The 24,729-nt window shown below is 39.2% G+C and carries 18 protein-coding genes and 2 pseudogenes; 4 read left to right on the forward strand and 16 right to left on the reverse strand.

Features of this window, described 5'->3' with window-relative positions; all coding sequences use genetic code 11:
* Positions 1-123: 123 nt before the first annotated feature.
* The 3 genes from LI074_RS05075 to LI074_RS05085 all read right to left on the reverse strand — a co-directional run bounded on the left by LI074_RS05075 (position 124) and on the right by LI074_RS05085 (position 3,370).
* Entirely contained in the window at positions 124-1,476 is a 1,353-nt protein-coding gene (locus LI074_RS05075) for an Ig-like domain-containing protein (protein ID WP_173697814.1), read from the reverse strand.
* Between the two features lie 203 nt (positions 1,477-1,679).
* Positions 1,680-2,426 carry a hypothetical protein gene (locus tag LI074_RS05080; RefSeq protein ID WP_008706691.1) on the reverse strand — a complete coding sequence of 249 codons (747 nt, stop codon included), beginning with the start codon at positions 2,424-2,426 and terminating at the stop codon, positions 1,680-1,682.
* Positions 2,411-3,370: a hypothetical protein gene (locus LI074_RS05085; protein WP_173697815.1), complete on the reverse strand. Its 960-nt coding sequence runs from the start codon at positions 3,368-3,370 to the stop codon at positions 2,411-2,413. The genes LI074_RS05080 and LI074_RS05085 overlap by 16 nt, the downstream gene beginning before the upstream one ends.
* Before the next feature lie 287 nt (positions 3,371-3,657).
* On the opposite strand from LI074_RS05085, the gene LI074_RS05090 reads away from it, so the two are divergent.
* On the forward strand, positions 3,658-6,174 hold the full coding sequence (locus LI074_RS05090; RefSeq protein ID WP_173697816.1) for a LuxR C-terminal-related transcriptional regulator: 2,517 nt from the start codon (positions 3,658-3,660) through the stop codon (positions 6,172-6,174).
* A gap of 100 nt (positions 6,175-6,274) precedes the next feature.
* On the opposite strand, the pseudogene LI074_RS05095 reads toward LI074_RS05090, so the two are convergent.
* The 5 genes and pseudogenes from LI074_RS05095 to LI074_RS05115 form a co-directional block, all read right to left on the reverse strand.
* A pseudogene (locus LI074_RS05095) lies at positions 6,275-6,529 on the reverse strand (PfkB family carbohydrate kinase); the annotation flags it as partial.
* A gap of 11 nt (positions 6,530-6,540) precedes the next feature.
* Positions 6,541-8,025, reverse strand: a complete 1,485-nt coding sequence (locus tag LI074_RS05100; protein WP_008706700.1) for a glycoside hydrolase family 32 protein — start codon at positions 8,023-8,025, stop codon at positions 6,541-6,543.
* Between the two features lie 31 nt (positions 8,026-8,056).
* Positions 8,057-9,736, reverse strand: coding sequence for an ABC transporter substrate-binding protein (locus LI074_RS05105; protein WP_022380669.1), 1,680 nt, complete (start codon positions 9,734-9,736; stop codon positions 8,057-8,059).
* Between the two features lie 19 nt (positions 9,737-9,755).
* On the reverse strand, positions 9,756-10,649 hold the full coding sequence (locus LI074_RS05110) for a carbohydrate ABC transporter permease (RefSeq protein ID WP_022380668.1): 894 nt from the start codon (positions 10,647-10,649) through the stop codon (positions 9,756-9,758).
* A 12-nt stretch (positions 10,650-10,661) separates the two neighbouring features.
* Positions 10,662-11,600: an ABC transporter permease gene (locus LI074_RS05115; RefSeq protein ID WP_008706704.1), complete on the reverse strand. Its 939-nt coding sequence runs from the start codon at positions 11,598-11,600 to the stop codon at positions 10,662-10,664.
* A 218-nt stretch (positions 11,601-11,818) separates the two neighbouring features.
* Between LI074_RS05115 and LI074_RS05120 the strand changes: the two genes are divergently transcribed.
* Positions 11,819-12,844 (forward strand): LacI family DNA-binding transcriptional regulator, encoded by a 1,026-nt coding sequence (locus tag LI074_RS05120; protein WP_173697817.1) that lies wholly within the window; start codon positions 11,819-11,821, stop codon positions 12,842-12,844.
* A gap of 183 nt (positions 12,845-13,027) precedes the next feature.
* On the opposite strand, the gene LI074_RS18105 is transcribed toward LI074_RS05120, so the two are convergent.
* The 7 genes and pseudogenes from LI074_RS18105 to LI074_RS05145 form a co-directional block, all read right to left on the reverse strand.
* Positions 13,028-13,177 carry a hypothetical protein gene (locus tag LI074_RS18105; protein ID WP_330597643.1) on the reverse strand — a complete coding sequence of 50 codons (150 nt, stop codon included), beginning with the start codon at positions 13,175-13,177 and terminating at the stop codon, positions 13,028-13,030.
* A 161-nt stretch (positions 13,178-13,338) separates the two neighbouring features.
* Complete coding sequence (locus LI074_RS18110) at positions 13,339-13,446, reverse strand: maltose acetyltransferase domain-containing protein (protein ID WP_173698679.1); 108 nt, start codon at positions 13,444-13,446, stop codon at positions 13,339-13,341.
* Positions 13,447-14,004: 558 nt separating this feature from the next.
* Positions 14,005-14,103: pseudogene (locus LI074_RS17765) on the reverse strand (LysR family transcriptional regulator); the annotation flags it as partial.
* A 37-nt stretch (positions 14,104-14,140) separates the two neighbouring features.
* Entirely contained in the window at positions 14,141-15,565 is a 1,425-nt protein-coding gene (locus LI074_RS05130; RefSeq protein ID WP_008706707.1) for an alpha-L-fucosidase, read from the reverse strand.
* A gap of 18 nt (positions 15,566-15,583) precedes the next feature.
* Positions 15,584-16,411, reverse strand: a complete 828-nt coding sequence (locus LI074_RS05135; protein WP_022380663.1) for a carbohydrate ABC transporter permease — start codon at positions 16,409-16,411, stop codon at positions 15,584-15,586.
* An 11-nt stretch (positions 16,412-16,422) separates the two neighbouring features.
* Positions 16,423-17,304, reverse strand: a complete 882-nt coding sequence (locus tag LI074_RS05140) for a carbohydrate ABC transporter permease (RefSeq protein WP_055058441.1) — start codon at positions 17,302-17,304, stop codon at positions 16,423-16,425.
* Between the two features lie 158 nt (positions 17,305-17,462).
* Positions 17,463-18,809: a carbohydrate ABC transporter substrate-binding protein gene (locus LI074_RS05145; RefSeq protein WP_173697818.1), complete on the reverse strand. Its 1,347-nt coding sequence runs from the start codon at positions 18,807-18,809 to the stop codon at positions 17,463-17,465.
* A 312-nt stretch (positions 18,810-19,121) separates the two neighbouring features.
* Here LI074_RS05145 and LI074_RS05150 point away from each other — a divergent pair, with 312 nt between their 5' ends.
* Both LI074_RS05150 and LI074_RS05155 read left to right on the forward strand, forming a co-directional pair.
* On the forward strand, positions 19,122-20,906 hold the full coding sequence (locus tag LI074_RS05150) for a cache domain-containing sensor histidine kinase (protein ID WP_008706711.1): 1,785 nt from the start codon (positions 19,122-19,124) through the stop codon (positions 20,904-20,906).
* A 36-nt stretch (positions 20,907-20,942) separates the two neighbouring features.
* Positions 20,943-22,121 (forward strand): response regulator transcription factor, encoded by a 1,179-nt coding sequence (locus LI074_RS05155; RefSeq protein ID WP_173697819.1) that lies wholly within the window; start codon positions 20,943-20,945, stop codon positions 22,119-22,121.
* A 78-nt stretch (positions 22,122-22,199) separates the two neighbouring features.
* On the opposite strand, the gene LI074_RS05160 is transcribed toward LI074_RS05155, so the two are convergent.
* Complete coding sequence (locus LI074_RS05160; protein ID WP_173697820.1) at positions 22,200-24,455, reverse strand: glycoside hydrolase family 95 protein; 2,256 nt, start codon at positions 24,453-24,455, stop codon at positions 22,200-22,202.
* Between the last annotated feature and the right edge of the window lie 274 nt (positions 24,456-24,729).

Below are 24,729 nucleotides of genomic sequence, written 5' to 3' on the forward strand. Positions count from 1 at the left end.
TTACCACCTTTTTCCTGTTTTTTCTATAACACTTATAAATTCCCGGAACGAAAAAAATACCGGATCAGGCCTGTTTGGCTCAATCCGGTATTTTTTCATTTTACAGTTAAAACTCCATCAGGATTATTTTACAGTGATTTTCAGAGCTTTGTATACGCCATTCTGTGCATATACCCATATTGTGCAGGTTCCTTTGCCTGTTGCCCTGATAAGACCATCCGGGGTAACGGTGGCTACTTTTGTATTGCTGCTTTCATAACAGAGTTTTCTGTGGCGTGCAATCTTCTTATCTTTCTTTACTTCTTTTGCTTGTATCTGTGCAGTTTTTCCCATTTTCAGGGTGATCTTTGAAACATTCTTTTTGTTTCCAATCTGGGTTACGGAAACAGCTTTTGCATTTCCGTATTTACCGCCTCCGGTGACTGCATGTACAGATATGGATGTGTCTGTCACTACCTTTTTGCCATTTACCAGTCTGTAGGCTTTTACCACATATTTGTAGTAAGTACCTTTTTTCAGATCCTTCTGGGTCCATGTGCTGATATCTCCACCGGTGATAGTGGCAAGCTTCCTGTACTTGTAAGACTTTGTACCTGTATTACAGCGGTTGCCGTATATGAAATATCCATCTGCATCCTTAATGATGTTCCACTGCAATGTCACAGAAGTTTTTGTCTGTTTTACAGAACGGGCTCTTAACCTTCTGAAGCTTGTGGTCTTATTGATCGTGGGTTCATCCGGGACTTTCACTGTGATCATAATGGAAGCTGTAATTTTTCCATCCTCTGTTGTAACTGTGATCTCTGCAGTTCCATTTCCCACTGCTGTTACCTTGCCGTTTTCATCTGTAGTGGCAACTTTTTCGTTATCGGATTTCCAGATCAGTTTCTGTAAATCTGCATTTTCAGGCTCGATCTTTACTTTCAACTCTGTGGATTCACCAATCTTTGTCAGGGTTTCTTTCTCTGCTTCTATGGTGAGCTTCTGGATTTCCACAGGGATTTTCACTGTTACGGAAACTGTCGCTGTGTAACTGCCGCTTACAGATGTTGCGGTGATGGTGGCAGTTCCGTTTTCCACTGCTGTTACCTTGCCGTTTTCATCTACAGTTGCTACTTTCTCATCACTGGATTGCCAGATTACACGCTTATTGTCTGCATAGGACGGTGTCACTTCTGCGGTAAGCTGGGCAGTTTCACCTTTCTTTGTTAAGGTAAGAGTATCCGGAGATACCTTAATGCCTGTTACCGGGTAGCTTGGGGAATAGTAGGTGTCTTTGTAAGTCAGTACATAAATGGAGAATTTATCTGACTTAAAGGTAATCTCGTTAGTACTGCTGTTAAAGACAGGATCTAATATATCAACAGTTGCCTGATTCGTTGCACTGTCCTTATGCAGTCTGAAAATCTTGTACTCCCGGATGGTATAAGGCTGATTATTAATCATTTTATCCGGGATTTTAATCCTGATATTCATATTGATTATCTAAGTTGATCCTGTATATCACTCTTTGGCGTAAAAAAGCACGTACTTTTATACCAAAAAGGCGTGCAAGTCTCGCTCCTCACACGCCATAATAATATCTCTATTCTTCCTTTAATACCTTTTAACGATTATCCCCATTCCAGTTCATTCTGTCTGATATTCCATAGTCCTGCCGTGACAGATAAAGAGCACTTTTATCCGAATACTTTCTTTAACAATTCCATAATATCCTCATTTTTCAGTCCATATCTTTTCAATGAATTTTGATCAAATGGTTCCTGCTCCAGCAAGTCAATAAAACTATGTATATCATTACCTACTGCAATCGGCAATCCTTCTACTTTTTCAAGCATAAGTTCCGATGCAATACGCAAAATATCTTTTTTATGCTTCTTTATGTCACTGGAATCCACTTTTTCACCTAAATCTTTTCGACTTTTCAAATCAAGATACGCTTTTGCCTTGAAAAGTATTATATATTCTGGTCTTAGAACAGAAAGTCCATTTCTTATAACTTTTCCATTAAGAAGTGCCTTATAGTAATCATCATTCAAAAGAATTGCTGATAAACTGGATACTTCATCATCAATATGTATCGGTGTAATTCCTTCCGCGCTTTTAAGTTCAAAATCGCTTCTGCAAAACAATTCGATCATTTTCGGAAATTTATCTTCTTCTGGTTTATCAAACCTATAGAATTGAGGGTTACTACCATTTGTTGCTTTATTTCTATATTTCCCATCAACGATAAACTTCCAAAATTTCTCTCCAAACTCCGGAGTTAATGCTTCAACAATCAAAACCATATCCAGATCTCTTGTAGCCCTGAAATTCACTTCATTGCTCTCAAAAAGAATATCGCAGGCTGCGCCACCTATTAAAACATACTGTTCTTCATAATCTGCAAAGTACTTCCAAAATGTATCTAATCCTTTGACCATACATATTCCTCCAACATCTCATTAATAGAAATATCAACTCGTTCCTCTTCTTGTTCATCTCCTGTCAGTGACAGTACTACGCTTAAAGGATCTTGAAATCCTTTTCCCAGAAAATCAATAAAATATCCCAGTTCCAAGACAACACAGCCAATTTCTTCCAATTCACTCACTTGTTTTTCCGCTTTCACTCCACTATCTTTTAGTTCTTTCTTCGTCACGGCATAAGTAGGATAAACATTATCGGACAAAAGAGAATACTCACATAAAGCAGAAATACCTGCTTTCTTTTCAAATTTTATATCTTCTCTCAAAATAAATCTTCGAATTACTGGATTTCTTAATACCATCTTAATCTGCTGCCATAATTGTTCTCGTTCATCCGGAATATCGATGACTCTTGATTTACCTTTCATACCCAACACATCAATATTTAAATATTCCAGTTCATCAAAACACCGGCTTGCAGATTTTGTTGACACTTCCAATCGTTTCGCCGCATCAGATACTTTTACTTCATTCCATCGTTCATAAATGGCCATTAGAAGCATTTTTTGCGTCAAAAATGAAATCAAATGAACTGGTGCCAACTCTCTTTCATTTTCTTTACTCAGCAAATATCCAATAAACGGGAGAAATACCTGCTTCCTATCTATTACAAAAGGAATTCCTTCTTCTATCATCTTTTCTTTTATATAAAATGTTGTTCGATCAAGAAAAACTGCACAGTTTAATCCTGTTATTTTTTCCACGCCAGCTCTGTCTCTACGCAAAACAACAAGTCCGATATCATCTTTGGGATGAATAGCCATCCATAATACACCATTAGTCTCTACTGTAAAAATGTCATATCTTCCACGATATGCTAATGGAAGTTTTTTATATACCTCTTTATTCTCTGTCATTATTACATTTTGCCGTAATGTTTTTTCCAAAAATTCTCTCATACTAATCGCCTTTTTATAAATGTGACTTTTTTTACGTCGCATTTATAATTTATCATATGTTGTTTAATTTTTCAAGTAAAATGTAATTACATAATCATAGACTTTTGAAGGTTCCATACGAATTATCTGATAGAGAAGCGTTTCAGAAGGAACCTGGAACCAAAAAGTGTCCCCGTATAGCAAAAGCAGTGGCAGATATTGCCTGAAAAACCGCCTGGGAAAAAGTTTCATTTTGATACTTTGTATGTTAAAATGAAACATATCGTATCAAGTGAGAGGTTTTACAGATGTCTAAAAAGAAATATAATCTGAATACAATTTACATCTCTGAGCGTCTGCAGGAGAATCTGAAGCCGATTTCACAATCTGCATTCACTGCTGTGACCGCTCCCATGGGATATGGAAAAACAACTGCTATCAACTGGTATCTGGACAAACAGAGCAAAAACGGAAATTCCTGTGTGATCCGGATCAGTATTTATTCTGATAATCTGTCTGTTTTCTGGCAGAGCGTTCAGAAGGCATTTGCCTTTGCAGGGCTTGATTTTCTGGATAATTATGTTTGCCCCTCAGATGTTGCCAGTGCCGGGATGCTTGCTGATGAGCTTTGTTATGCCCTGAGCGGGCAGACCTCTTACTACATTTTTATTGATGATTTTCATCTGCTGGGTGAACCTCATGTTGCAGATTTTTTTTGTATGCTTGCCAACAGACTGCCTGAAAATATCCACCTGATCGTATCCGGCAGAAATGCTTTTCTGTCCGGAAAAGAAATTCTCCGTCTTGGCAAAAAGTTATATCAGATCCATACCAGGGATCTGTGTCTGAACCGGCGGGAGCTTTCTGTCTATACCCATCGCTGCGGTGCCAGCCTGAACGAAGATCAGCTGAATACGCTTCTCTATTCCAGTGAAGGATGGTTCTCTGCAGTCTATCTGAATCTCTGTACCTTTTTTGAGAGCGGACATTTTCCTGACCATACTTCTAATATCTATGATATGTTTTCCTCTGCCATGATCGCACCTCTTTCTGATGCGCAGCAGGAATTTCTCACTGTTATGGGACTTGCAGATGAATTTACCGTTGAGATGGCTCTTTTTATTACAGGGAATCAAGAAGCCGGACAGATTCTTTCCCTTATGACCAGACAGAATGCTTTTATCACTCCTTTGCCCGATGGAATCAGCTTCCGTTTTCACCATATGATGAAGGAATGTACACAACGCGCCTTTGCCATGCTTTCCCACGAAAAACAGGCAGATTTTCGGAATCGTTACGGACAATGGTATGAATCCCAGGGACAGTTTCTGCAGGCACTTTCTGCCTATAACAAGGCTCTTAACTATGATGCTGCACTTGCTGTTATCCAAAAGGATGCAGGAATCCTTCTGGCTTCTCTTTCGCCGGAAAAGGTTCTCGCATTTCTTGATGCCTGTCCAACAGAAATCCTGAAGAACAGGCCTCTGGCCCTTCTCGTATTAATGCGCCGTATGTTTACCTGGCATCAGATTCCCAAAATGCTGGAACTGAAGCAGCTTCTGACAGATACCATAGCTGAAGATAACACTTTGTCCGAAGATGAACGAAAGAATCTCTCCGGAGAATGTGATCTCATTATGAGTTTTCTGATGTATAACGATATCACCGGTATGAGCGTTCTGCACCGTCAGGCCAGTTCCAAAATGACCAGACCTGCCATCAGTATCCGCAATACAGGAAGCTGGACCTTCGGTTCTCCTTCTGTTCTGATGATGTTTCACCGCAGATCCGGAACTCTGGACGCAGAACTGGCAGCTATGAATGAGTGTATGCCCCATTATTACAGGATCACCCAGGGGCATGGACAGGGTGCGGAATTGCTTATGAATGCAGAGGCAGCATTTATGCAGGGAAATTTTTCAGATGCCCAGATCCTGCTAGAGCAGACTTATTCCACCATTGCATCAAACGGACAGCACAATATTTCGCTCTGCTGTGATTTCCTTGCTGCAAGGCTTTCCTTTTTTCAGGAGAGTGTCACCTTTGTGAAGAACCCTGAAGTAAAGCGTAAGGAGCTTCTGTCTCTCCACAATATGATGTGGATGAATATTTTTGACAGTACTTATGCTTACTACTATGCATTGATTAGAATGCCGGAAAAGATTCCTGCATTATTTAAAGACCATATGTTATCCACTGTCAGCTTTCTTTCTCCCTGCAGACCTATGATGGAAATGATCGAGAATCAGGTCTTTCTTTCACAGAAAATGTACGCAAAAGTTATAGGCAGAAGCGAAACGCTTCTGCCTGTCTGTGAGAAAATGCACTATGAACTTGTGTCTCTCCACGTTCAGATCCAGACCGCTGCTGCTTACGCAATGCTGGGCAAACATCATGATGCACGACAGCTTCTGCAGAAAGCCTTAGGACACGCCATGCCGGATGGCTTTCTGATTCCTTTTGTAGAAAATTATACCTATATCAAGGACGTGCTGAGCAGTATTAATTCCATAACACCAGAGCCTTTCACAGACCGGATCCTTTCCCTTGGTTCTGTTTATGAACAACACTGTCTCCGTCTGTCCAGCCGTAATTCCAGACCTGAGATCCTGAATGTGCTGAACAACAGAGAAGCAGAAATCGCAGCTTTGATCACTGACCGTCTGAGCAACCGAGAAATTGCCGAGAGGTTATTTCTCTCTGAAGGCACTGTGAAGCAATATATCAACCAGATTTATTCCAAGTTGATGCTCAACGGCGATACACGCACCAAAAGGAAACAACTGGCAGAGCTGATTTCTTCCATAAACAAGGGCCTTACCTGACACTTTGAGAAAAAAAAGCAAGGAAATTCACATGACCAAAGTCTTGCGATTTCCTTGCTATTTTGCAAGAATTACAAATTTAAAGTTTTTTACTTATTTGCATTTCTGTTTCCTTGAGAATATCCTCGGAAATCTCAGTTTTATTCAGCATCATGTCTGCTCCCGGATTACGATAGAAGGAAAAATCCCTATCTCCATCCGGATATGTATGTACCATAGCAAGCGTAGTATGAATTTTTTCATCTGTACATAATCCAATGTCATCAATTCCTGCTTCTTTTATGGCTGCTCTCAACTGATCTCCAAAAAAATCATTACCAACCTTACCAATAAATGCTGCATTATGTCCCAATTTATAACGCTTTATTATAATAAATCATATTTCACTATATCAAGCTTAGCTGCACCATCAGCAAAGAAAGAAATCCCCTTTGCTTCCTGCTTTGTAAGAATAACCGCAGACATAACCTGCTCGCCGTCATTAATAAATACTTCCACACTAAACTTATCCAAAATCACACGCAGTTTTAGTTCATTGCTGTCACCGTTTACCAGACAACTGCTCTGATGAACCAGCGCCCGTTCGCTTCCTGAGAATTTTCTATCGATTTTTAAAACAGATTCATCCGGACGGAAGCATAATGTAGAATGATATTTCTCATTCTCTGCAAAACAGAGTTCAAATTTTTTATAAAGATTGTCTTTATCTGCCGGTCGTATCACAAGTTCCAGATCTACCGTTCGTCCTTCAATCTGATCCAGTGTGAGCCTGGTATCTTTTATCACAACATTGTTATACTCGACTTTGTTTGCACGCATGGCATTAAGTTCTCTGATCGGAACCTGATACAATCTTCCGTTTTTAACAGACAGTTCTCTTGGAAGACTCATTTGTGCGAACCATCCAGAGTCATTGCATCGATATGCAAGCGTATCCCAGTTCTGCATCCAGGCGATCATAATTCTTCGTCCATCCGGTGCAAGCAGTGTCTGCATTGCGTAATAGTCAATTCCGTAATCAACACCTTGACAAAACTGTTCCTTTAAAGTATGTGTCTCAGGATCCAACTCCCCAATAATACATAACGTTCCATTTCCATTATGAAATTCTAATCCTTCCGGAAGCATATCCTGTGGACTTGTCAGAAGCACATATTTGCCGTCCAATTCAAAGAAATCCGGGCATTCCCACATTTTTCCATAACGATTTTGATTCTTTGCCAGAATGCTTACAAATTCCCATTCAAAGCCATTTTTACTTCTGTAAAGAAGGATCTGTCCGCTTCCATCAGCCGGACGACTTCCTATAACACAATAAAAGTTTCCATCGTTCCCTTTCCAGATTTTGGGATCACGAAAGTCTACTTTACTAGCCCCCTTTGGAAGATCTTTGGCTGTCAGAACCGGATTCTTATCATACTTTTCATAATCCTTACCATCTCCAACTGCCACTGCCTGTGTCTGAATATCCCTTACAGTTCCGTCTTCCAGTTTCTCCTGATTTACAGAAGTATACATAAGCAACTGTCTGCCATCCTCTAATTCTATGGCACTTCCTGAAAAACAGCCGAATTTATCATAATCTTCATCCGGTGCCAATGCAGTCGGAACATAGTTCCAATGCAATAAATCCTTACTCACTACATGTCCCCAGTGCATACTGTCCCAATGTGTGCTATACGGATTATACTGGTAGAACAAATGATACTCTCCTTTATAATAGGAAAATCCATTTGGATCATTCATCCAGCCAACATAAGGAGTTATATGAAAGGCTGGTCTTTCTTCCTCTTTGATCTGCTGTCCCTGTATAAATTCATATTTTCTTGCCTTTTCCAACATTTCGCTCATATAGTTCCTCCTGTCAAAATGATATCTTCTCTTATTTTTCACTGCTTAATGAATCCTGATACTGGTCAAAATATTTTTGCTTGATTGAAAGGTAATCGGAAAGCCCGTACTTCTCCATTTTTTTCAGATAAGAATCCCATTCTTCATCAATTCCTCCGTTCAGGATCCAATCTGCTTTCTTCTGTTCTGCATATTTCTTAATATCTGTATCATACTGTGACACTTTGTTTGTATCATCAATACTCATAAATACATTAGGATAAACATATTTGCTGTTCATATCCTGTAAATATGTCTCATGCATATTATCCAGACGCCATTTCGCATCTTCCGGCTGTGTTACATATACGTCATAATATTCATTTAATATAGCGAGAGGACCATTTACAGATTGCGCTTCACGTACTTCCACCGGTGACTGATCTCCTAAGTCCATATGCTTTAACATTTTTTCGCCATCTTTGTTTACAGACAGCTCAAAAATATTAAAGGAATCCTTCTCTCCATAGGTTCCCCAGTTATTTTGCGGAGACTGAAGGGGTGCATACATCTGATCGATCCATGCGGCAGCAAGTGCCGTGTTACGGCAGCTGGTAGTAAGCACACATCTTCCTCTGTCAAAACCGCTGGTCTCACTGTTGTTCTGTCTGGTGATATTTCTCATTCCATCCGGTCCGGTCAGTGCCGGAAGCATCACATAATCCGTATTGTTGTCTATATTAGCAATATCCCATGTGAAGCAAAGTCCATAACGGTGATTCTTTCCTTTTGCAACATAAGTAGACCATTCCTGTGTAAATGCTTCCGGATCGATCAGATTCTCTGTCACAAGTTTATGCAGCCATTTGATACCTTCTTTGTATCCTTCCTGAACCGTTGTATAAATCACCTTACCTTCATCTGTTACAGCAAAATGATCTCCTGTGTCCCCATAACCATCTCCGAATCCATTTATTAAGATTGAAGGATCCTGATCTCCGTTATTAATAATAAATGACATCGGTATTACATCACCTTCAATGGAAAACTCTTGTTTCAGATCATCTGCATGATCTCGAAATTGAATCAGTACCTGCTCCAGTTCATCTGTTGTGGTTGGAATCTCAAGACCAAGATAATCAAGCCATTTCTTATTAATATAAGGAATATCTCCAATGGCCTGAATTGCTTCTTTTCCGGAACCAAGCTGTTCAATCCACGGAAAAGAGTAAATATGTCCATCCGGTGCTGTACACATGGTTCTGTATTCCGGGTATTTTTCAAATACAGCCTGAAGGTTTGGCATATATTTGTCAATCAGATTTTCCAGCGGAATAATTATTCCCTGCTTTGCATAACGCAACAGATCATAATCACTCATGCCTGCATTAAACAGTCCATCCGGCAGATTTCCAAACTGAGCCAACGCCAGATTCTTTTTATCTGAAAACTGATCTGATACAAAGCAGGTCCAGTCAATATGAACATTTGTCTGTTCTTCCATTCTCTGGAAAATCACTCTTTTATTTGGATCCTGTGTTGAAGTGGCCGGTGCACTGGTAATAAAAGAAAGCTCCTCTGTTTCTTTCAATGGAAACTGTACATCCGATACCGGTGTATCCGGATTAATCTCAGCATCAAGCCTCTGCTGTTTTCCACACCCCATTATACTTACCATCATTGTTAAAGAAAGTCCAAGTGCAAGCAAACTTCTTACTCTGTTTTTCTTCATATCTGTATCATTCCTTTCTTTAGCCTTTTACCGATCCAACCATAATTCCTTTATCAAAATATTTCTGGAAGAATGGATACATCACTAAAAGTGGTAAACTTGATACTACAATTGTTGCATATTTCAACTGTTCTGCTACCTTTGCCATCTCTGCTGTGCTTTGGATATCTGCAATCATTCCCGGCTGTGGAGTATTCTGCACCAGGATTGAACGCAGTACCAGCTGCAGTGGCTGAAGATTTGCATCGTTCAAATAAATCATCGCATCAAAGTAGCTATTCCACATTCCGACAAATGACCACAGTGCCAGTACTGCAATGATCGGTTTACATACCGGCATCATAATTTTGAAAAAATGCTGAATTTCATTAGCACCGTCAATTGCAGATGCTTCTCTTAATTCTGCCGGAATTGACTGATAATAAGTTCTTGCAAGAATCATATTCCAAACGTTAAATGCTCCCGGAATCAAAACCGCCCATACTGTATTTACCATATGCAGCTGATTGATCAAAATAAATGTTGGAATCATTCCTCCCCCAAAAAACATTGTGATCAGAAAAATCAGATTAAAAAATTTTCTTCCCACAAATTCTTTTTTAGACAGAGGAAAGGCTGCCAGTAATGTTACAAAAACTGAGATCACTGTAAATACAAATGAATACAGAAAAGAATTCAAAAATCCGCGCCAGATCATCTCATTCTCCAGTACTCTTCTATAAGCATCCAAAGTCCAGTCCTTAATATCAGAGCTCAGTCCCTGATTATTCAAAACAGTAGGATCCATAAAAGATGCAAGCACTACATATATAATTGGAATCGCAATAGAAAGTACAAACAGTCCAAGAATCGTGAATCCAATTCCAAGGATCAGACGATCTGTCCTTGAATATTTTCTCTTCTTTTTCTCCATCTTCTCTTCCTCCTATAATCCCTCTCCATCATTCAGCTTCTTTACAACCCAGTTTACAAAAATCAACAGAATTACATTTACAACTGAATTAAACAGACCTACTGCCGTAGAATAACCATAATCACCGTTCAAAAGACCGATGCGATATACATATGTAGATAAAATTTCTGATGCCGGCAGGTTCATATCTGTCTGCAATGCATATGCCTTCTCAAATCCAATGCTCATAATATTTCCTGCCTGCAGGATAAACTGAATTACAATAATGTTCTTAATCGCCGGAAGCTCCACGTACCAGATCTGCTGCAAAAGGTTTGCACCATCCATAACTGCCGCTTCTTCCAACTCTTTGCTCGCATTAGATAATGCTGCAGTATACATAATAGATGCCCAGCCTGCAGTCTGCCAGATTCCACTTGCTATATAAATAGTACGGAAAGCAGATGGCATTGTCATCCAGTTTGTGCTAATCCCAAGCAGCCTGTTCAAAGGTCCTACCGGTGATAACAGCATACGAACCATACCACAAAGTACTATTACAGATATAAAATTCGGCATATAGATCAGAAGCTGTACTTTTTTCTTGATCCCTGTTTTTTGAATACGATTCATAAGTAATGCCAGAATAATCGGAACCGGAAATCCCCATAATAATCCATAGATACTCAGCTTTAATGTATTCATCAGATAGTTCATAAAATCCGGTGATGATAAAAAACGTCTGAAATATTCAAGTCCAACCCATGGACTTCCAAGTACTCCCTTGATTACATTATAATCTTCAAACGCAATCAAAAGCCCTCCCATCGGAAGATACTTAAAAATGATTGTCAGTAAAAGTCCCGGCATTAAGAAAAAAAGATATAACTGCCAGTTTTTCTTCACATACGTAACCTTATTTCTCCACGTCTGCTTGCTTACGGGCTTTGCTTGGTTCTGCACTGTTTTCATGCACTTTTTCCTCCATTCCTTTCATACATTGTTCATGGAACCGGTTAAGTAACCGGTTACTTTATAATCTGATGTTACTACATCACACACTCTCTGTCAACACTTTTCTTCATTAAAATAACCGGTTACGTAATCGGTTATTTTAATATTGCCTTTTTGTATAATAATTGCTATACTAAAAAAAATATTTGCATTTATTTATAAGGAGAATAAGTTTCATGTCAAAAAAACAGGTGACATTTGCAGATATTGCAGCATATACCCATTTTTCAAAAACTACAATATCAAGATATTTCAATCATCCTGATTCCCTTACACTTGAAAATCAGGAAAAAATTTCTCAGGCCCTTGATATCCTTGGCTATAAAAAAAATAAACTTGCAAAAGTTCTGGCGAATGGAAAAAGTGAATTTATCGGAATCATTATTCCGAATCTTTATCTGCATTATTATTCTGAAATGCTGACACAACTGCTGTCCAGCTACAGTGATTATCACTACAAATTTCTCGTCTTTAGCAGTGAACATGGGGCTGAAGAAGAACAGCAATATATTGAAGAGCTCCTATCCTATCAGATTGAAGGTCTCATTGTTTTAAGTCATACGCTGTCATCAAAACAATTATCCTCCTATCAGATTCCCATCGTTGCCATTGAACGTGAAGCGGAATATATCAGCAGTGTTACCACTGACAACTATATGGGTGCGCTTCAGGCTACCACTCTGCTGATCCGTGATAAATGTGATATACTGATCCACATCAATGTCAATGTTGAGAAAACAGTTCCTGCTTACGACCGTATTCGCGCATTTAAGGAAACCTGTGAAGAATATCAGGTTCCTTATGATATTGATCTAAGTGTAAGCGGTAATTCTTATCAGGAAATTTTAAATGAAATAAGACGCATTTTTACAAGAATAGAAGAGAAATATCCCAATCAAAAAAAAGGTATTTTCCTTTCCAACGATACTTATGCAAACATGTTTCTTAACCTGATTTTCCAGAAATACCGAGAATTACCCTCTTTCTATGAAATCATAGGATTTGATAATTCTCCCATTGCCAGTGAGGCAATTCTCCCAATCACAACCGTTGGTCAGCAGATTGATATTATTGCACAAACTGCCATGGAGCTTCTGGTTCAACAGATGGAAGAACAAAAAAAACGTTCCCCTAAACCACTGGAAAAGCCTGTCCATAAACAGATTGCTCCGGTATTGATTCGCCGTAATACAACCAGTTAAAACTAACTTATTTTGGCAAAAAGGCTATTGCACTAATTACTCAGTGCAATAGCCTTATATTAAATCTTATCATTCAAGCGGATATTCGTAATCCGCTTCGCTACTTGCTCATAACCGATTCCCTCACCTTTTCCACTGATAACGGTTGTTGTCATAATACACTAAATATTGATTGTAATTATCTTATTCCATATGATCTTTTTCAGTTATTTTGCGAATAACCCGGCATGGATTTCCAGCAGCCAGACTATATGGAGGAATATCCCTTGTCACAACACTTCCTGCTCCTATTACACATTCCTCTCCTATGGTAACACCACCACAAACAACCACATTGGATGCCAGCCAGCAATTATCTTTTATAGTAATTGGTTTCGCCTATTCAAGATTATAAAAGCTTCCATCTTCTCTTTTTCTGCTATTACGTTCTTCAGGTAAAAATGGGTGCATGGGAGTTGCCAATGTGACATTTGGACCAATCATCACATTATCTCCTATATGTACTTCACATACATCCAAGCAGGTGAAATTAAAAATTGTTCCAATTCTTTATCCGTTGGATCATATAACTCTCCACTTATCATTTTTTCTCTTTCTGTCATTTCTGATAACCTCCAGTAAAAATTTTATTACCAAGTTAGTTATTTCCGAGTACTTGATAAGTTGTTCCTACTGCAATAATATATAGATAAGGAGAATCACTGTCAATGCAATCGTAAAAATTTGCGATTGATTTTTTGATTAATTTTAACTGTGTTATGGTCAAAAATCGTTTCTAACTCATGGGATTGTAAAACAGATTTTTGTACCCATCTATCAGGGCAAAATAACTGATATCTTTTAATTTAGACGCAGTGAACTCACGGTCAACAATAATCATCCCTTTTCGCGCAATGAGATTTCTAATCTATTCTTCATAGTTCAAAAATGGTTTTATCGGTTTTAATGCTTTTTCTATCGCTATAAAAATCTGCGTATATAAAAAAATGGAGGACCCTTAGGTCCTCCGTCCGGTCGCAGGCATCGCAAGTTTCTGCAACCTGATCACTGACAAGCATTTTAATACGAGCCTTTCTAAAAGACAAGTGCTTTCTGCGAACATTGTCCATTTGCACCATGACTCCTGCATTAGTTCCAAGATTACTTATAAAAACAATCTACAGTTTGGAAAAATCTATTCCAAACCAATTGGCAATTTTGCTTTGAATGTTCTCTCTTTCAAGCAGGTTCAATGGTTTTCTAATAATATCTTCTTGTTTCTACCTTAAGATATTATGAGAAAGAATGCTTTCCCTATTAAAGACTTTCAGGATAAATTCCAACAAATGAGAGCAGCGGAAGTACACGGAAATCATGTAAAACAATTTTCACTTTCTGGGCTTTTTGCCCCTTAACAGAAATGATCTTCTTATAACCAATTACCGTTCCTGTGTAAATACTGTTCCATATTTCCCCCTCTTTAACAAATATCTCAAATTTTTCCACTCTCTGACTATAGCAGACAGCCTCTTTTAATACCAGATACCCTAAGTTGTATGAACCGTCCAGACAAATGGTTATTTCTACTGGCAGTTCGCTGCTTTCAGGCTGAAACCAGGTTTCTGAAGTATCATCTGTCAAATCAGAAACCGGATGCGTCGGATCTTCATTTTCTGAAAAAATATGTGCTGTACTCATTAAATTATGAGTAAAAGATTTCTTTTTCCAACTTCCAAATTCTTCCAGACGTTTAACATCATTTTCATGAAGAAGCCCGTTTGGCATAGGTGGAATATTTAACAAAAAGGTTGCATTTCCTCCAACAGCCCCAATATAGATATAGATCAGCTCCTCCAGACTTTTCACCTGATCATCTTCTTCTGGATGATAAAACCATCCAGGTCTTATAGAAGTATTTACTTCTGCCGGATACCAGATCAGATTCGTTTCACCTTCAAGCGCTCTTCTGCTTCCAAGATCTTCCATGTCGCTGGTGATCCGGCGCATTCTAAATTCCTTATCATCGGTCTGCTGGCTTCTTTCCTGTACACTCTCTGCAAGTGCTGTACGTGCAGGAACAACACTCCACTCAGATTTTCTTACATCGCCAGCTTCATTTCCGCACCACCTGATATCCGGCCCACACACACAGATACATGCGTCTGGCTGATATTTTCTGACACATTCATAATAGCGTTTCCAGTCATATATCTGTTTTTTTCCATTTGGTCCTTCTCCGCAGGCACCATCTAGCCAGACACTAAAAATATCTCCATAACCGGTGAGAAGCTCAGTCAGCTGTGCCAGATAGTAATCATCATATTCTTTTCCGCTTCCGTAACAAGGCTTGTTGCGATCCCATGGTGAAAGATAAATTCCAAATTTCATCCCATAACGACGGCATGCTTCAGACACTTCCCAGACCACATCTCCCCTTCCATTTTTCCATGGACTGGAGACAACGCTATGGCTGGTATATCTGGTCGGCCACAGGCAGAAACCATCATGGTGTTTACAGGTAAGGATTACCCCTTTCATACCTGCATTTTGTGCTGCTGACACCCACTGGTCTGCAACAAACTCTGTAGGATTAAAAATTTGTGGTGTTTCTGTTCCATCGCCCCACTCACGATTGGTATATGTATTCATTCCAAAATGAAAGAACGCATAAAACTCTGTTGCCTGATAGGCAAGCTGGCGGCTGGAGGGAACTATTTTTATTAATTCCTGATCAGTTGGCATTTTATTTCCCCTTTCATTTTACCCTTTTAACCCGCCTGCACCAATTCCCTGAAGCAGATATCTTTGTCCAATCAGATAAATAATGATTGTTGGAATCATAATAATTACAAGTCCTGCAAACAGTGCACCCCAGTCCGTGGCATATTTCTGCACTTCAAACAAGTTTGCCATTCCGATGGGAAGAGTTTTCTTTGCATCTTCCGTGAGAAGAACAAGTGCCAATGGATATTCATTCCAGAAGCCCATGGCACTTAACATCGTAATGGTCGCAATTCCGGGTTTTGCAAGAGGCACCATAACTCTTGATAGCAGTTGGATATTAGTAGCACCGTCAATTCTTGCAGATTCCTCGTAATCTCTGGGTACTGCAGACATAAAGCCCTGTAAAGTAAAGATACAAAAAGGAAACTGCATAACTGCATAAACAAGGCATAGTACCGGCAGGTTATTTAATCCATTCACAGCCTGTAATTCCAGAAACAAAGGAATCATAATGTAGGTAGCCTGCAGAAAAATACATGCCATATAAATGGCAGAGATCAGTTTGCTGCCCGCAAAACGGTATCTTGCCAGTACATAAGAAATGGGAATAACCAGAAGCAATAGCAATACAGTGGAAAACACAGTCACAAATATGGAATTTCCAAAATAAGCGGCGATATTTGCTTTCTGCCATGCTGCCACAAAATTATCCAAATTCAAAGCTGTGGGCAATGCATAGGGATCTGTCAAATATTCTGCATTTGTCTTAAACGCAGACATCAGGTTCCAGAAAAGCGGGTACAAAAAGATAACGGTAAACAGAATCATCAGGATTCTGATACACCAGGTTCTTACAGTTTTCATCAGTCTCCCTCCTATTCTTTTTCAGATGATACTTTTTTAGAAATCATTGCAAGCACAATTGCAAGAATCAGGGTAAACATGGCGATTGCCATGGCATATCCAAAATTAGCGTTTCGCATACCCTGCGTATACATATACTGTAAAAGCACACTGGAAGCACCGTTTGGTCCACCGCCTGTCATAACGTTGGACAGAGTAAAACTTAAATTGATAGTACCAGACAGGGAAAGTATATAGGTCGTTCCAATGGATCTGCGAAGCAGAGGAATGGTAATCCTAAAGAACTTCTGCACTCCTGTTGCACCGTCAATGGAAGCAGCTTCATAAACCTCCTGGGAAATCCCGTCAATGGAAGCCACATGCATAACCATATAATAACCAATAGCCTGCCACACCAGGGCTGCACCGATACACCAGAGAGCCGTTTTTCCCTCTCCAAGCCATGCGTGTTTCCAAGTGGAGAGATGGAACAGATCCAGCATATGATTCAGAATTCCTCTTGTGGGATTAAACACAAAAGACCACACAATACCAACTACAGTCATGGAAACAATACTTGGGAAAAAGAATATGGTCCGGTAAAATGACTTTTCCTTGAGCTGTCCCTGAGTAAGGATAAATGCAAATACAAGACTTAGAAATATGGTCACAGCCGGGATTACCAGCATCAGCTTAAGAGTATTAAACAGTGCCTGAAGAAAATCCTTATCCTGGAACATATACTTGTAATTATCCAAAAATACAAATTTGCTGTTAAAGCCTACGCTAAGTGCAGTGGAACTGGTAAAAGACAGATAAATGGCATTTACCATAGGCACAATCATAAAAACAATGGTTAAAATCAATGCAGGAAGCGTACACAGGGCTATAAATAATCTGGGCTTCTTTACCACGCTTGTTCACCTCTTTAAATTTAAAGTATTTAATAAATGTGGATGACATCACCGATTGGCGATATATCTGTTCAGGGTTACAAAAGGCTGCTGCATAGCATACACTGTGTAGCAGCCTTTCCATGCTTTACCGTTTTTATCCGGCTGGTATATGAAGTTTAGTTAGCAGCTTCCATATCAGCACGAACCTGTGCAAAAGCATCTTCCACATTCTGTGCCCACTCTTCCACTGTCATTTCATCATTCATAACAGATGTAATCGGATTAAATATCTCATCTTTCGGGTTAACCTTGCAGTCAGCCGGAACTGCTGCGAAGCTCATAATCAGGGAGGAGGCATTTGCCTCTTCGTAGATTCCGTACATGTTGTAGATTGCAGTAGACAGCTTATCTTTTGCTACTTCACGGGCACTCTTGGTAGCATAGAGGGCACCGGAAGCTTCTGCAAAAGCAGATACAGATTCATCACTATACAGGAAACGAAGAAATTCTTTTGCAAGTTCTGGATTCTTGGCAGCTGCCGGAATGGAAAACTGCTCGCAGCTGTCAAATACATAGTGCACATCGTCTGCGTTCTCGGTCGGGATCGGAGCCATTGCAAATTCAAATCCATCTTCTCTTGGCGCATCCTGCATCTCATTTTCCATCCAGGTTCCGTTTGTGATAAATGCAGCTTTTCCAAGCATCATCTCTGTCTGAGACTCTGTATGGTTCATACCAACAGTGCCCTCTAACAGATAGCCTTTATCTGCAATCTCTTTAATATGACTTAAAGCCTTTAACACACCCTCATTATTAAAGGAACCTTCTTCGTAATTGGCAATCTTAGTAAGTGCTTCTTCGCCGCACTCATTTGCAATTGCCGGCCAGAGCATTTCTTCCATGTATCCCGGATAAATTCCCTGATATGTGAAAAGTGCACGTCCGTCAATATCTTTTACCTTATCACCAAGTGCAAAGAACTCATCCCAGGTCTTCGGCACTTCCAGATTATTCTCATCAAAGAATGTTTTGTTGTAAATCAGACCCTGCGGACCACTGTTGAATGGTGCCAGATAGATCTCATCATCTCCGTATGGTGCACACTTTGTACTGGAAAGGATCCCATCTGTAATATCATCGCGAAGGGTACCGGTTCCAGCATAATTTTCTCCGTCAAAAACATCATCCAGGTTGAGAAGTGCATGATCTTTGATCAGGGAAAGGATTACACCATCCTCACCACCATCGTTAAGACAGATAAAATCAGGTGCATTTCCAGCTACAATCTGTGGACGGATGATATCTCCAATTGTAGGGCTGATAGTCATGTTTACTTTCACACCCTCATGGCTTTCTTCAAAAAGCTCCACCATGTGATTCCAGTAAGCATCCCCATATCCACCCTGGAAAATGGCAATGTTCAATTCCTGTTCTTCTGCCTCTGCAAATGCAGTAAGCGGGGAAAGTACTGTTGCTGCGCTCATAGCAAGGATCATAGCAGAAGCTGCAAATCTTTTCTTCATAGGTTGTTTCCTCCTTCTTGTTGGCTTTTATTATGTTTGCCTGATGATATTAGTATAATGAAAAATCTTCTTGTGGTAAATTCACAAAACAATTCTTTATATGGAACATTTTTCTGTTATTTTTATATAATATGGATTTTCTTGCGACATATATGTACAATCTTTTTCTATTTGTATTTTAAATGGATTATCTTGTTTTTTTCCTGTATAATAAATCTGTCACAATCCGATACAGTCATGAAAATCAGAACGATTTTTTCCATCTTTACCGGACCATGTACGAATTATTTTTTAGAAATGAGGGACAGCGGCATGGAAAAAAGACAACGATATCAGGGATTTCGAAAATTCAGTATTAGAACCAGGCTGATCATAGCGCTTTTCCTGATCTCTATTGTACCATTAACAGGAATCAGCTTCTATTCGTTTCATATTTTTTCAGAAGCGCTTCGGGAAAAACTTTCCACTTCCATCTCACAGACTTTATCCATGATCAATCTGAATATGGTAAGTGAGATTGAAAAGTATCAGTATCTCTGCGGCTCCATCTGCATCAGTCAGGAAATCAAGGACGGTCTTCTGAAAAAGGGTATGACAGATACGGAAAAGAATCAAGCCATCAATGAAATCCAACATATGATTCGAAGTAAAATCATCTATCCTGCACAGGCAAAAAACATTACAGTATATGATACAGATGGGAATATTTTTTATGATTTGGGATATGATGGGTTATATTCGGATGATGTAAGCAGGATCCTGAGTCGTCTTGAAGAAGAAAATCAGGATGTATGGGCATACGCACATACTTACCGTAACCGGGACATCCTGATTCTTGGAAGAAGAATTTATGAACAATACAGTCAGAGTCGTGTAATTGGTTATACCCTGATTTCCATTGATGAAAAAATTTTTTCCAAAACAGTACTGGAACCAGTAGGTCTGGCTGACTCTTCCAATATTATGTATCTGAATATGGATGGAACAATCCTTTCTTCCTGGGATCGTAGTATTCAACTGGGGCAAAAAACCGAAAAAAAGCTGCTGAAAAATATTCAAGCAAGACTTCCAAACAGAACAGATTTTTTCAGCATTTACAAAGATGGCGAAGAACAGCTGGTTACTTATATTTTCAATAAAAACCTGAACCAGCTGTTTGTATATACCATGCCATATCATTATATTAATTCTGAAGTTAACACTATGTTTTGGAAAATCCTGGCTGTGGCATTCTTCCTTGTTCTACTCTGCATTGGAATTGTAGCTATGGTGTATCCTGGAATTACCTCCCCCATCAGAAGCATGCTGGATTTTTGCAGGGAATTATCAAAGGGAAATCTTTCCGTACGGATCCAGGATGACCACAAAGACGAACTTTCCGATCTTTCCGGAAGCATGAATCATATGGCAGATACCATTGAGAGCCTGATGAAACAACAGAAAAGCCAGGAAAAGAAAAAAAGAGAATTGGAGCTACAGATGCTTCAATATCAGTTAAATCCTCATTTTCTTTTCAACACTTTAAACAGTCTGCGCTTTGTAGCCGCCATGCATAAAGACCAGATTGTAAGTGATGGAATCCAGGCTCTCAGCAGTCTTTTGCAAAATACACTGACTAATAAAAACGAGTATATAACCATTCAGGAAGAGCTTGAGAACCTGGAAAACTACTTCGCGATTTTAAGAATCCGGTATGCCGGAAGCTTTGAGTACTCTTTTGACGTAGAAGAGGAAGAACTGCTCTCCTGCCTTGTTCCTAAACTAATCCTGCAGCCCCTTGCAGAAAATTCTGTTATGCATGGTTCTTCTGATGACGGCTCCGTTATGGAAATTCTAATCACCTGTTGGGAAGAAAACAATCATCTTATCATAGAACTCTGTGACAATGGAAAAGGATTTGAAGTGACACCTGCAGCGCTGGAACCTCATACAAACCGGAAAAAGATTGGAATTACCAATGTAAATGACCGAATACAGCTGAATTTTGGAAAGGAATATGGACTTAAGGTCAATAGTCACCCTGGAGAAGGAACCACATGTACGCTGACTCTTCCCTTACTATATGTACAAGAACTGTCAAAAGATTATAACAACTAAAAATCACAACCACTTTTGCCCACAGAAAGGACTTTTATGTACAGTATATTAATTATTGACGATGAACCAATCGTAAAAATTGCGCTTCGCTCCATTCTTCCCTGGGAAGAGCATGGTTTTTTCATTTGTGGAACAGCATCAAATGGTCTTGAGGCTGTTCCACTGATTGAAAAACATCATCCGGATATCATTATCACTGACCTGAAAATGCCTGAAATGGACGGACTGGAACTAATTCGTTTTCTGAAGGAAAAAGAATATCCCGGAGAAATACTGGTACTAAGCAACTACGAAGACTTCGATTCAGTAAGAAGTGCATTGCTTTTAGGTGCTGCAGACTATCTGTTAAAAATCAAAATTCAACCAGATACACTCCTTGCCTGTCTGAACAAAACCACAAGAAAAATGCAAAATACAGCTGACCGAAAAGATTCCATTCTGAAAACAGACATCACTGAACCCATAACCGATCATCTTCTCTCCTTTTTTCAGGGAGAAGAGTCTCTCGATTCGTTCATTGAAAGATATGGAGCAGAAAAATTTGGATTTATGAAACATTCCTGTGCTGTATGCTATGTAACGTTTGAAAAATTTTTATCAAATGATGCATTTTCTATATCAGCTAATCTGCTGCGAGATATGATACTGGATGCTGTTCAGGGAGTGCTACAGCCATACATTCTTGTTCTTAGTGCCCATAATGCGCTCGTAGTATTTTCCCAAAAAGAATTAATGTGCAGTCAAGTAAAAGTGGAACAGCTGATAAAAAAGCTGTATAACCGTTTTACCATGTACCAATCCTTTGCACCAGATATGCCATATAAAGAAAATCTGAAAAATTATGAAGAAGCCAGGACCACATATCAGGACTTTCTTCATAGTGAGGGGCATTATAAAAATGATGTTGCCAAAACCCTTACATACATAGAAAATAATTACATGCACCGTCTCACATTATCCTCCATTTCGGCAAATGTCAATCTCAGCACTAGCTATTTATGCCGTGTTTTCAAGTCCGAAGTAGGAACAAGTATTACCAGCTACTTAAACAATCTGCGGATAAGAAAAGCTGCTACACTGATAAAGGAGAATACCTTTTCCCTGAAGGAGATCTCCGTTATGGTAGGAATTGACGATCAACTTTATTTTAGTCGATTATTCAAAAAGTGTATGGGAATTTCACCTTCTGAATATGGGAAACGATTTCATCTATAAGCAGGTAATCTGATATAAAACAGCAGGATGTCTTATAATCACAAGATATCCTGCCTTTCATATATCATAATATATTCTTTATATCAGCGTCTTCTGATAACTGCTTCCAGCATTCAGGACGATTTCTTCTTCCATACCATTATATAAGATTACCAGTTTCGCATCAATTGGAGATTTCAGATTTATTTCCGTAACCCGTTTTTCTTTCCACTTGAAATTAAGTGTGATATTACCAGGCGCTTTCACGCCTTCTGCCATCCCATCTTTCCATTCATCTGGTAATGCCGGAAGAAAAACAATTTTCTGCTCTTCATACTGAACCAGCATTTCCAGCACAGCAGCAGCAAATCCAAAATTACCATCAATCTGAAACGGAGGATGGGCACAAAGCATATTCGGATATATCCCGCCACCTACCAGACTGCATGCTTCTTCTCTTGTTAAGCGAAGCTGATTTTTTAATAAAGTCAGGGCATGATTTCCATCTCCAAGTTTTGCCCACAGGCAGGCTTTCCACGCCATACACCAGCCGGTTCCCTTATCCCCACGCCTTTCCAAAGAAGTTCTGCAGGCTTCTATAAGAGGTTCATTCTCTTTATGAATCTGGTTCCCAGGATATAATCCAAACAGGTGAGAAATATGTCTGTGATTGATATCTGCTTCCGGGTAATCATAAAACCATTCCTGAAGCTGCCCTTCTTTCCCAATTTTATAGGGAGGAAGTTTCTGAAGCACATTTTTGACTGCATTTGTAAAATCTTCTACTCCCAGAATTTCACATGCTTTTAAATATAATCCAAACAGTTCTCTCAATATGCTGATATCCATTGTTGACGCAAACGTAACACTATGTGTCGTCATATCTGGTGCAAGGAATGTATTTTCAGGTGAAGTAGAGGGAGCAGTTACATAATATCCCTTATAAGGTACCAGATAGCCCAGGTAAAATTCTACGGCCCCTTGTATAATCGGAAATGCCTTCTTTTTTAAAAAAGCTTCATCCAATGTATAGCAGTAATGTTCCCATAAATGACAGCATAACCATCCAGAACTCATCGGCCACATGGAATATGTACAGGGATTTTCGTCCTGTCCAAATTGTCCAACCGGGCTTGAGTGTCCCCAAATATCCAGATTATGGTGGCTTACCCAGCCAGCCAGATGATAAACATCCTGAGCTGTTTTTTCACCTTTTTTTGAGGTACGTTCTATAAGTTCAAGCAAAGGCATATGACAGTCACTTAAATTTGCTTTTTCTGCTATCCAGTAATTCATTTCCGTATTAATATTTACAGTATAATTACTGCTCCAGGGAGCACGCATATGGTGATTCCAGATTCCCTGAAGATTTGTACATTGTGAACCGGGTACAGATGAACAGATCATCAGATAGCGGGCATAATGAAACATTTTTAATGCAAGTTCATTATCGGGTGTATAATTAATGTCAAGATGCATCCTATCAAAATAATTTGCGTATACATCCATATGCGCCTTTTTTTGCTTTTCATATTGAATGTGCTGGATGTTTTCCATCATACAGTTTCTTTTTGAAAAAAAGAGTTCTTTTTGTTTAAAATCAGTTACTCCGGACACGTAAATATACACATCATTTGGAGTATTTATAAAAAGCTTATCCGCTTGCTGATATACATTTCCACCGTTCGTTTGTACATATAATCCAATTGCAAAACGGATTCCCTGCCCCTCTTCATAAACGACAGGAACTTCGCAGGAATAATAAGGTGGTGCAACATAAATGGGTGCCTGCCCTTCTAATATAATTCCATTTTCTGCAAAAAAAGCAGATTTGTGCTTTATTTCACTTTCCAGTGTTATTGACATTTCAAGATTGCAATTTGGAGAAGTATGATAATGAATTGCCATCACTGGTTCTGACATACTCACAAAAAATTCTCTTTGATAAATCAAATCATCCTGGCAGAATTCTATTTTTTCAGTTGCATTCGTCAGGCACAGTTCTCTTCTATAAAAGCTGTTTCCATTTTGAATGGGTTCTTTCACATTAATGGAAAGCGTTCCTGCAGGCAGATAGCTTTCTGTCCAGTCTCCTAACACATTTTCTTTGCAATAATTCTCTGCTCCCTGGTAATCCCCTGCAAAAATGTGTTTTCTAAAAAGATCCCAGTCGACATTTTTGTTGGGATTTTCCTTGTTTCTTCCATTTCCAGACCAAAGCGAATCCAGATTCAATTCTATTCTTTCATTTTGAAATCTTCCATAGGACATTGCTCCCATGGTTCCATTTCCAAGGGGCAGCGCTTCATTCCAGGCTTCTGCTGGTTTATCAAAAATAAGTGCTAAGCGATCCATAACCCACTCCTCAATTCTAGTACATCGTTTTCGAAATAACTATACCACTCACTTGTCTGCGAATCCGATTGCACAGGTCTAAAAGCCTCAGCGTAGCCCGCTACGCCTGCGTTTTTATACCAGCACACTCGAATCCGCATCCTACGCGATTGATATAGTTATTTACGAAACGATGTACTAGAAAACTTTATTTTTATAATTATACACAACTCTCAGGGATTAATCAACTGGTGTAATTTCGGATTTATTGTTGAAAAATGTAGAAAAATGAATG

It is taken from the genome of Blautia sp. MSK18_10, assembly GCF_020553185.1.
Lineage (GTDB): Bacteria > Bacillota > Clostridia > Lachnospirales > Lachnospiraceae > Blautia_A > Blautia_A wexlerae.

Bases quoted from the DNA above. Each gene is read 5' to 3' on its own strand.
- LI074_RS05075 (WP_173697814.1), bottom strand. From the start codon at position 1,476: ATGAATATCAGGATTAAAATCCCGGATAAAATGATTAATAATCAGCCT.
- LI074_RS05090 (WP_173697816.1), top strand. From the start codon at position 3,658: ATGTCTAAAAAGAAATATAATCTGAATACAATTTACATCTCTGAGCGT.
- LI074_RS05155 (WP_173697819.1), top strand. From the start codon at position 20,943: ATGTACAGTATATTAATTATTGACGATGAACCAATCGTAAAAATTGCG.
- LI074_RS05085 (WP_173697815.1), bottom strand. From the start codon at position 3,370: ATGAGAGAATTTTTGGAAAAAACATTACGGCAAAATGTAATAATGACA.
- LI074_RS05160 (WP_173697820.1), bottom strand. From the start codon at position 24,455: ATGGATCGCTTAGCACTTATTTTTGATAAACCAGCAGAAGCCTGGAAT.
- LI074_RS05150 (WP_008706711.1), top strand. From the start codon at position 19,122: ATGGAAAAAAGACAACGATATCAGGGATTTCGAAAATTCAGTATTAGA.
- LI074_RS05110 (WP_022380668.1), bottom strand. From the start codon at position 10,649: ATGGAGAAAAAGAAGAGAAAATATTCAAGGACAGATCGTCTGATCCTT.
- LI074_RS05115 (WP_008706704.1), bottom strand. From the start codon at position 11,600: ATGAAAACAGTGCAGAACCAAGCAAAGCCCGTAAGCAAGCAGACGTGG.
- LI074_RS05105 (WP_022380669.1), bottom strand. From the start codon at position 9,736: ATGAAGAAAAACAGAGTAAGAAGTTTGCTTGCACTTGGACTTTCTTTA.
- LI074_RS18110 (WP_173698679.1), bottom strand. From the start codon at position 13,446: ATGACAGAAAGAGAAAAAATGATAAGTGGAGAGTTATATGATCCAACG.
- LI074_RS05130 (WP_008706707.1), bottom strand. From the start codon at position 15,565: ATGCCAACTGATCAGGAATTAATAAAAATAGTTCCCTCCAGCCGCCAG.
- LI074_RS05135 (WP_022380663.1), bottom strand. From the start codon at position 16,411: ATGAAAACTGTAAGAACCTGGTGTATCAGAATCCTGATGATTCTGTTT.
- LI074_RS05080 (WP_008706691.1), bottom strand. From the start codon at position 2,426: ATGGTCAAAGGATTAGATACATTTTGGAAGTACTTTGCAGATTATGAA.
- LI074_RS05145 (WP_173697818.1), bottom strand. From the start codon at position 18,809: ATGAAGAAAAGATTTGCAGCTTCTGCTATGATCCTTGCTATGAGCGCA.
- LI074_RS05120 (WP_173697817.1), top strand. From the start codon at position 11,819: ATGTCAAAAAAACAGGTGACATTTGCAGATATTGCAGCATATACCCAT.
- LI074_RS05100 (WP_008706700.1), bottom strand. From the start codon at position 8,025: ATGAGCGAAATGTTGGAAAAGGCAAGAAAATATGAATTTATACAGGGA.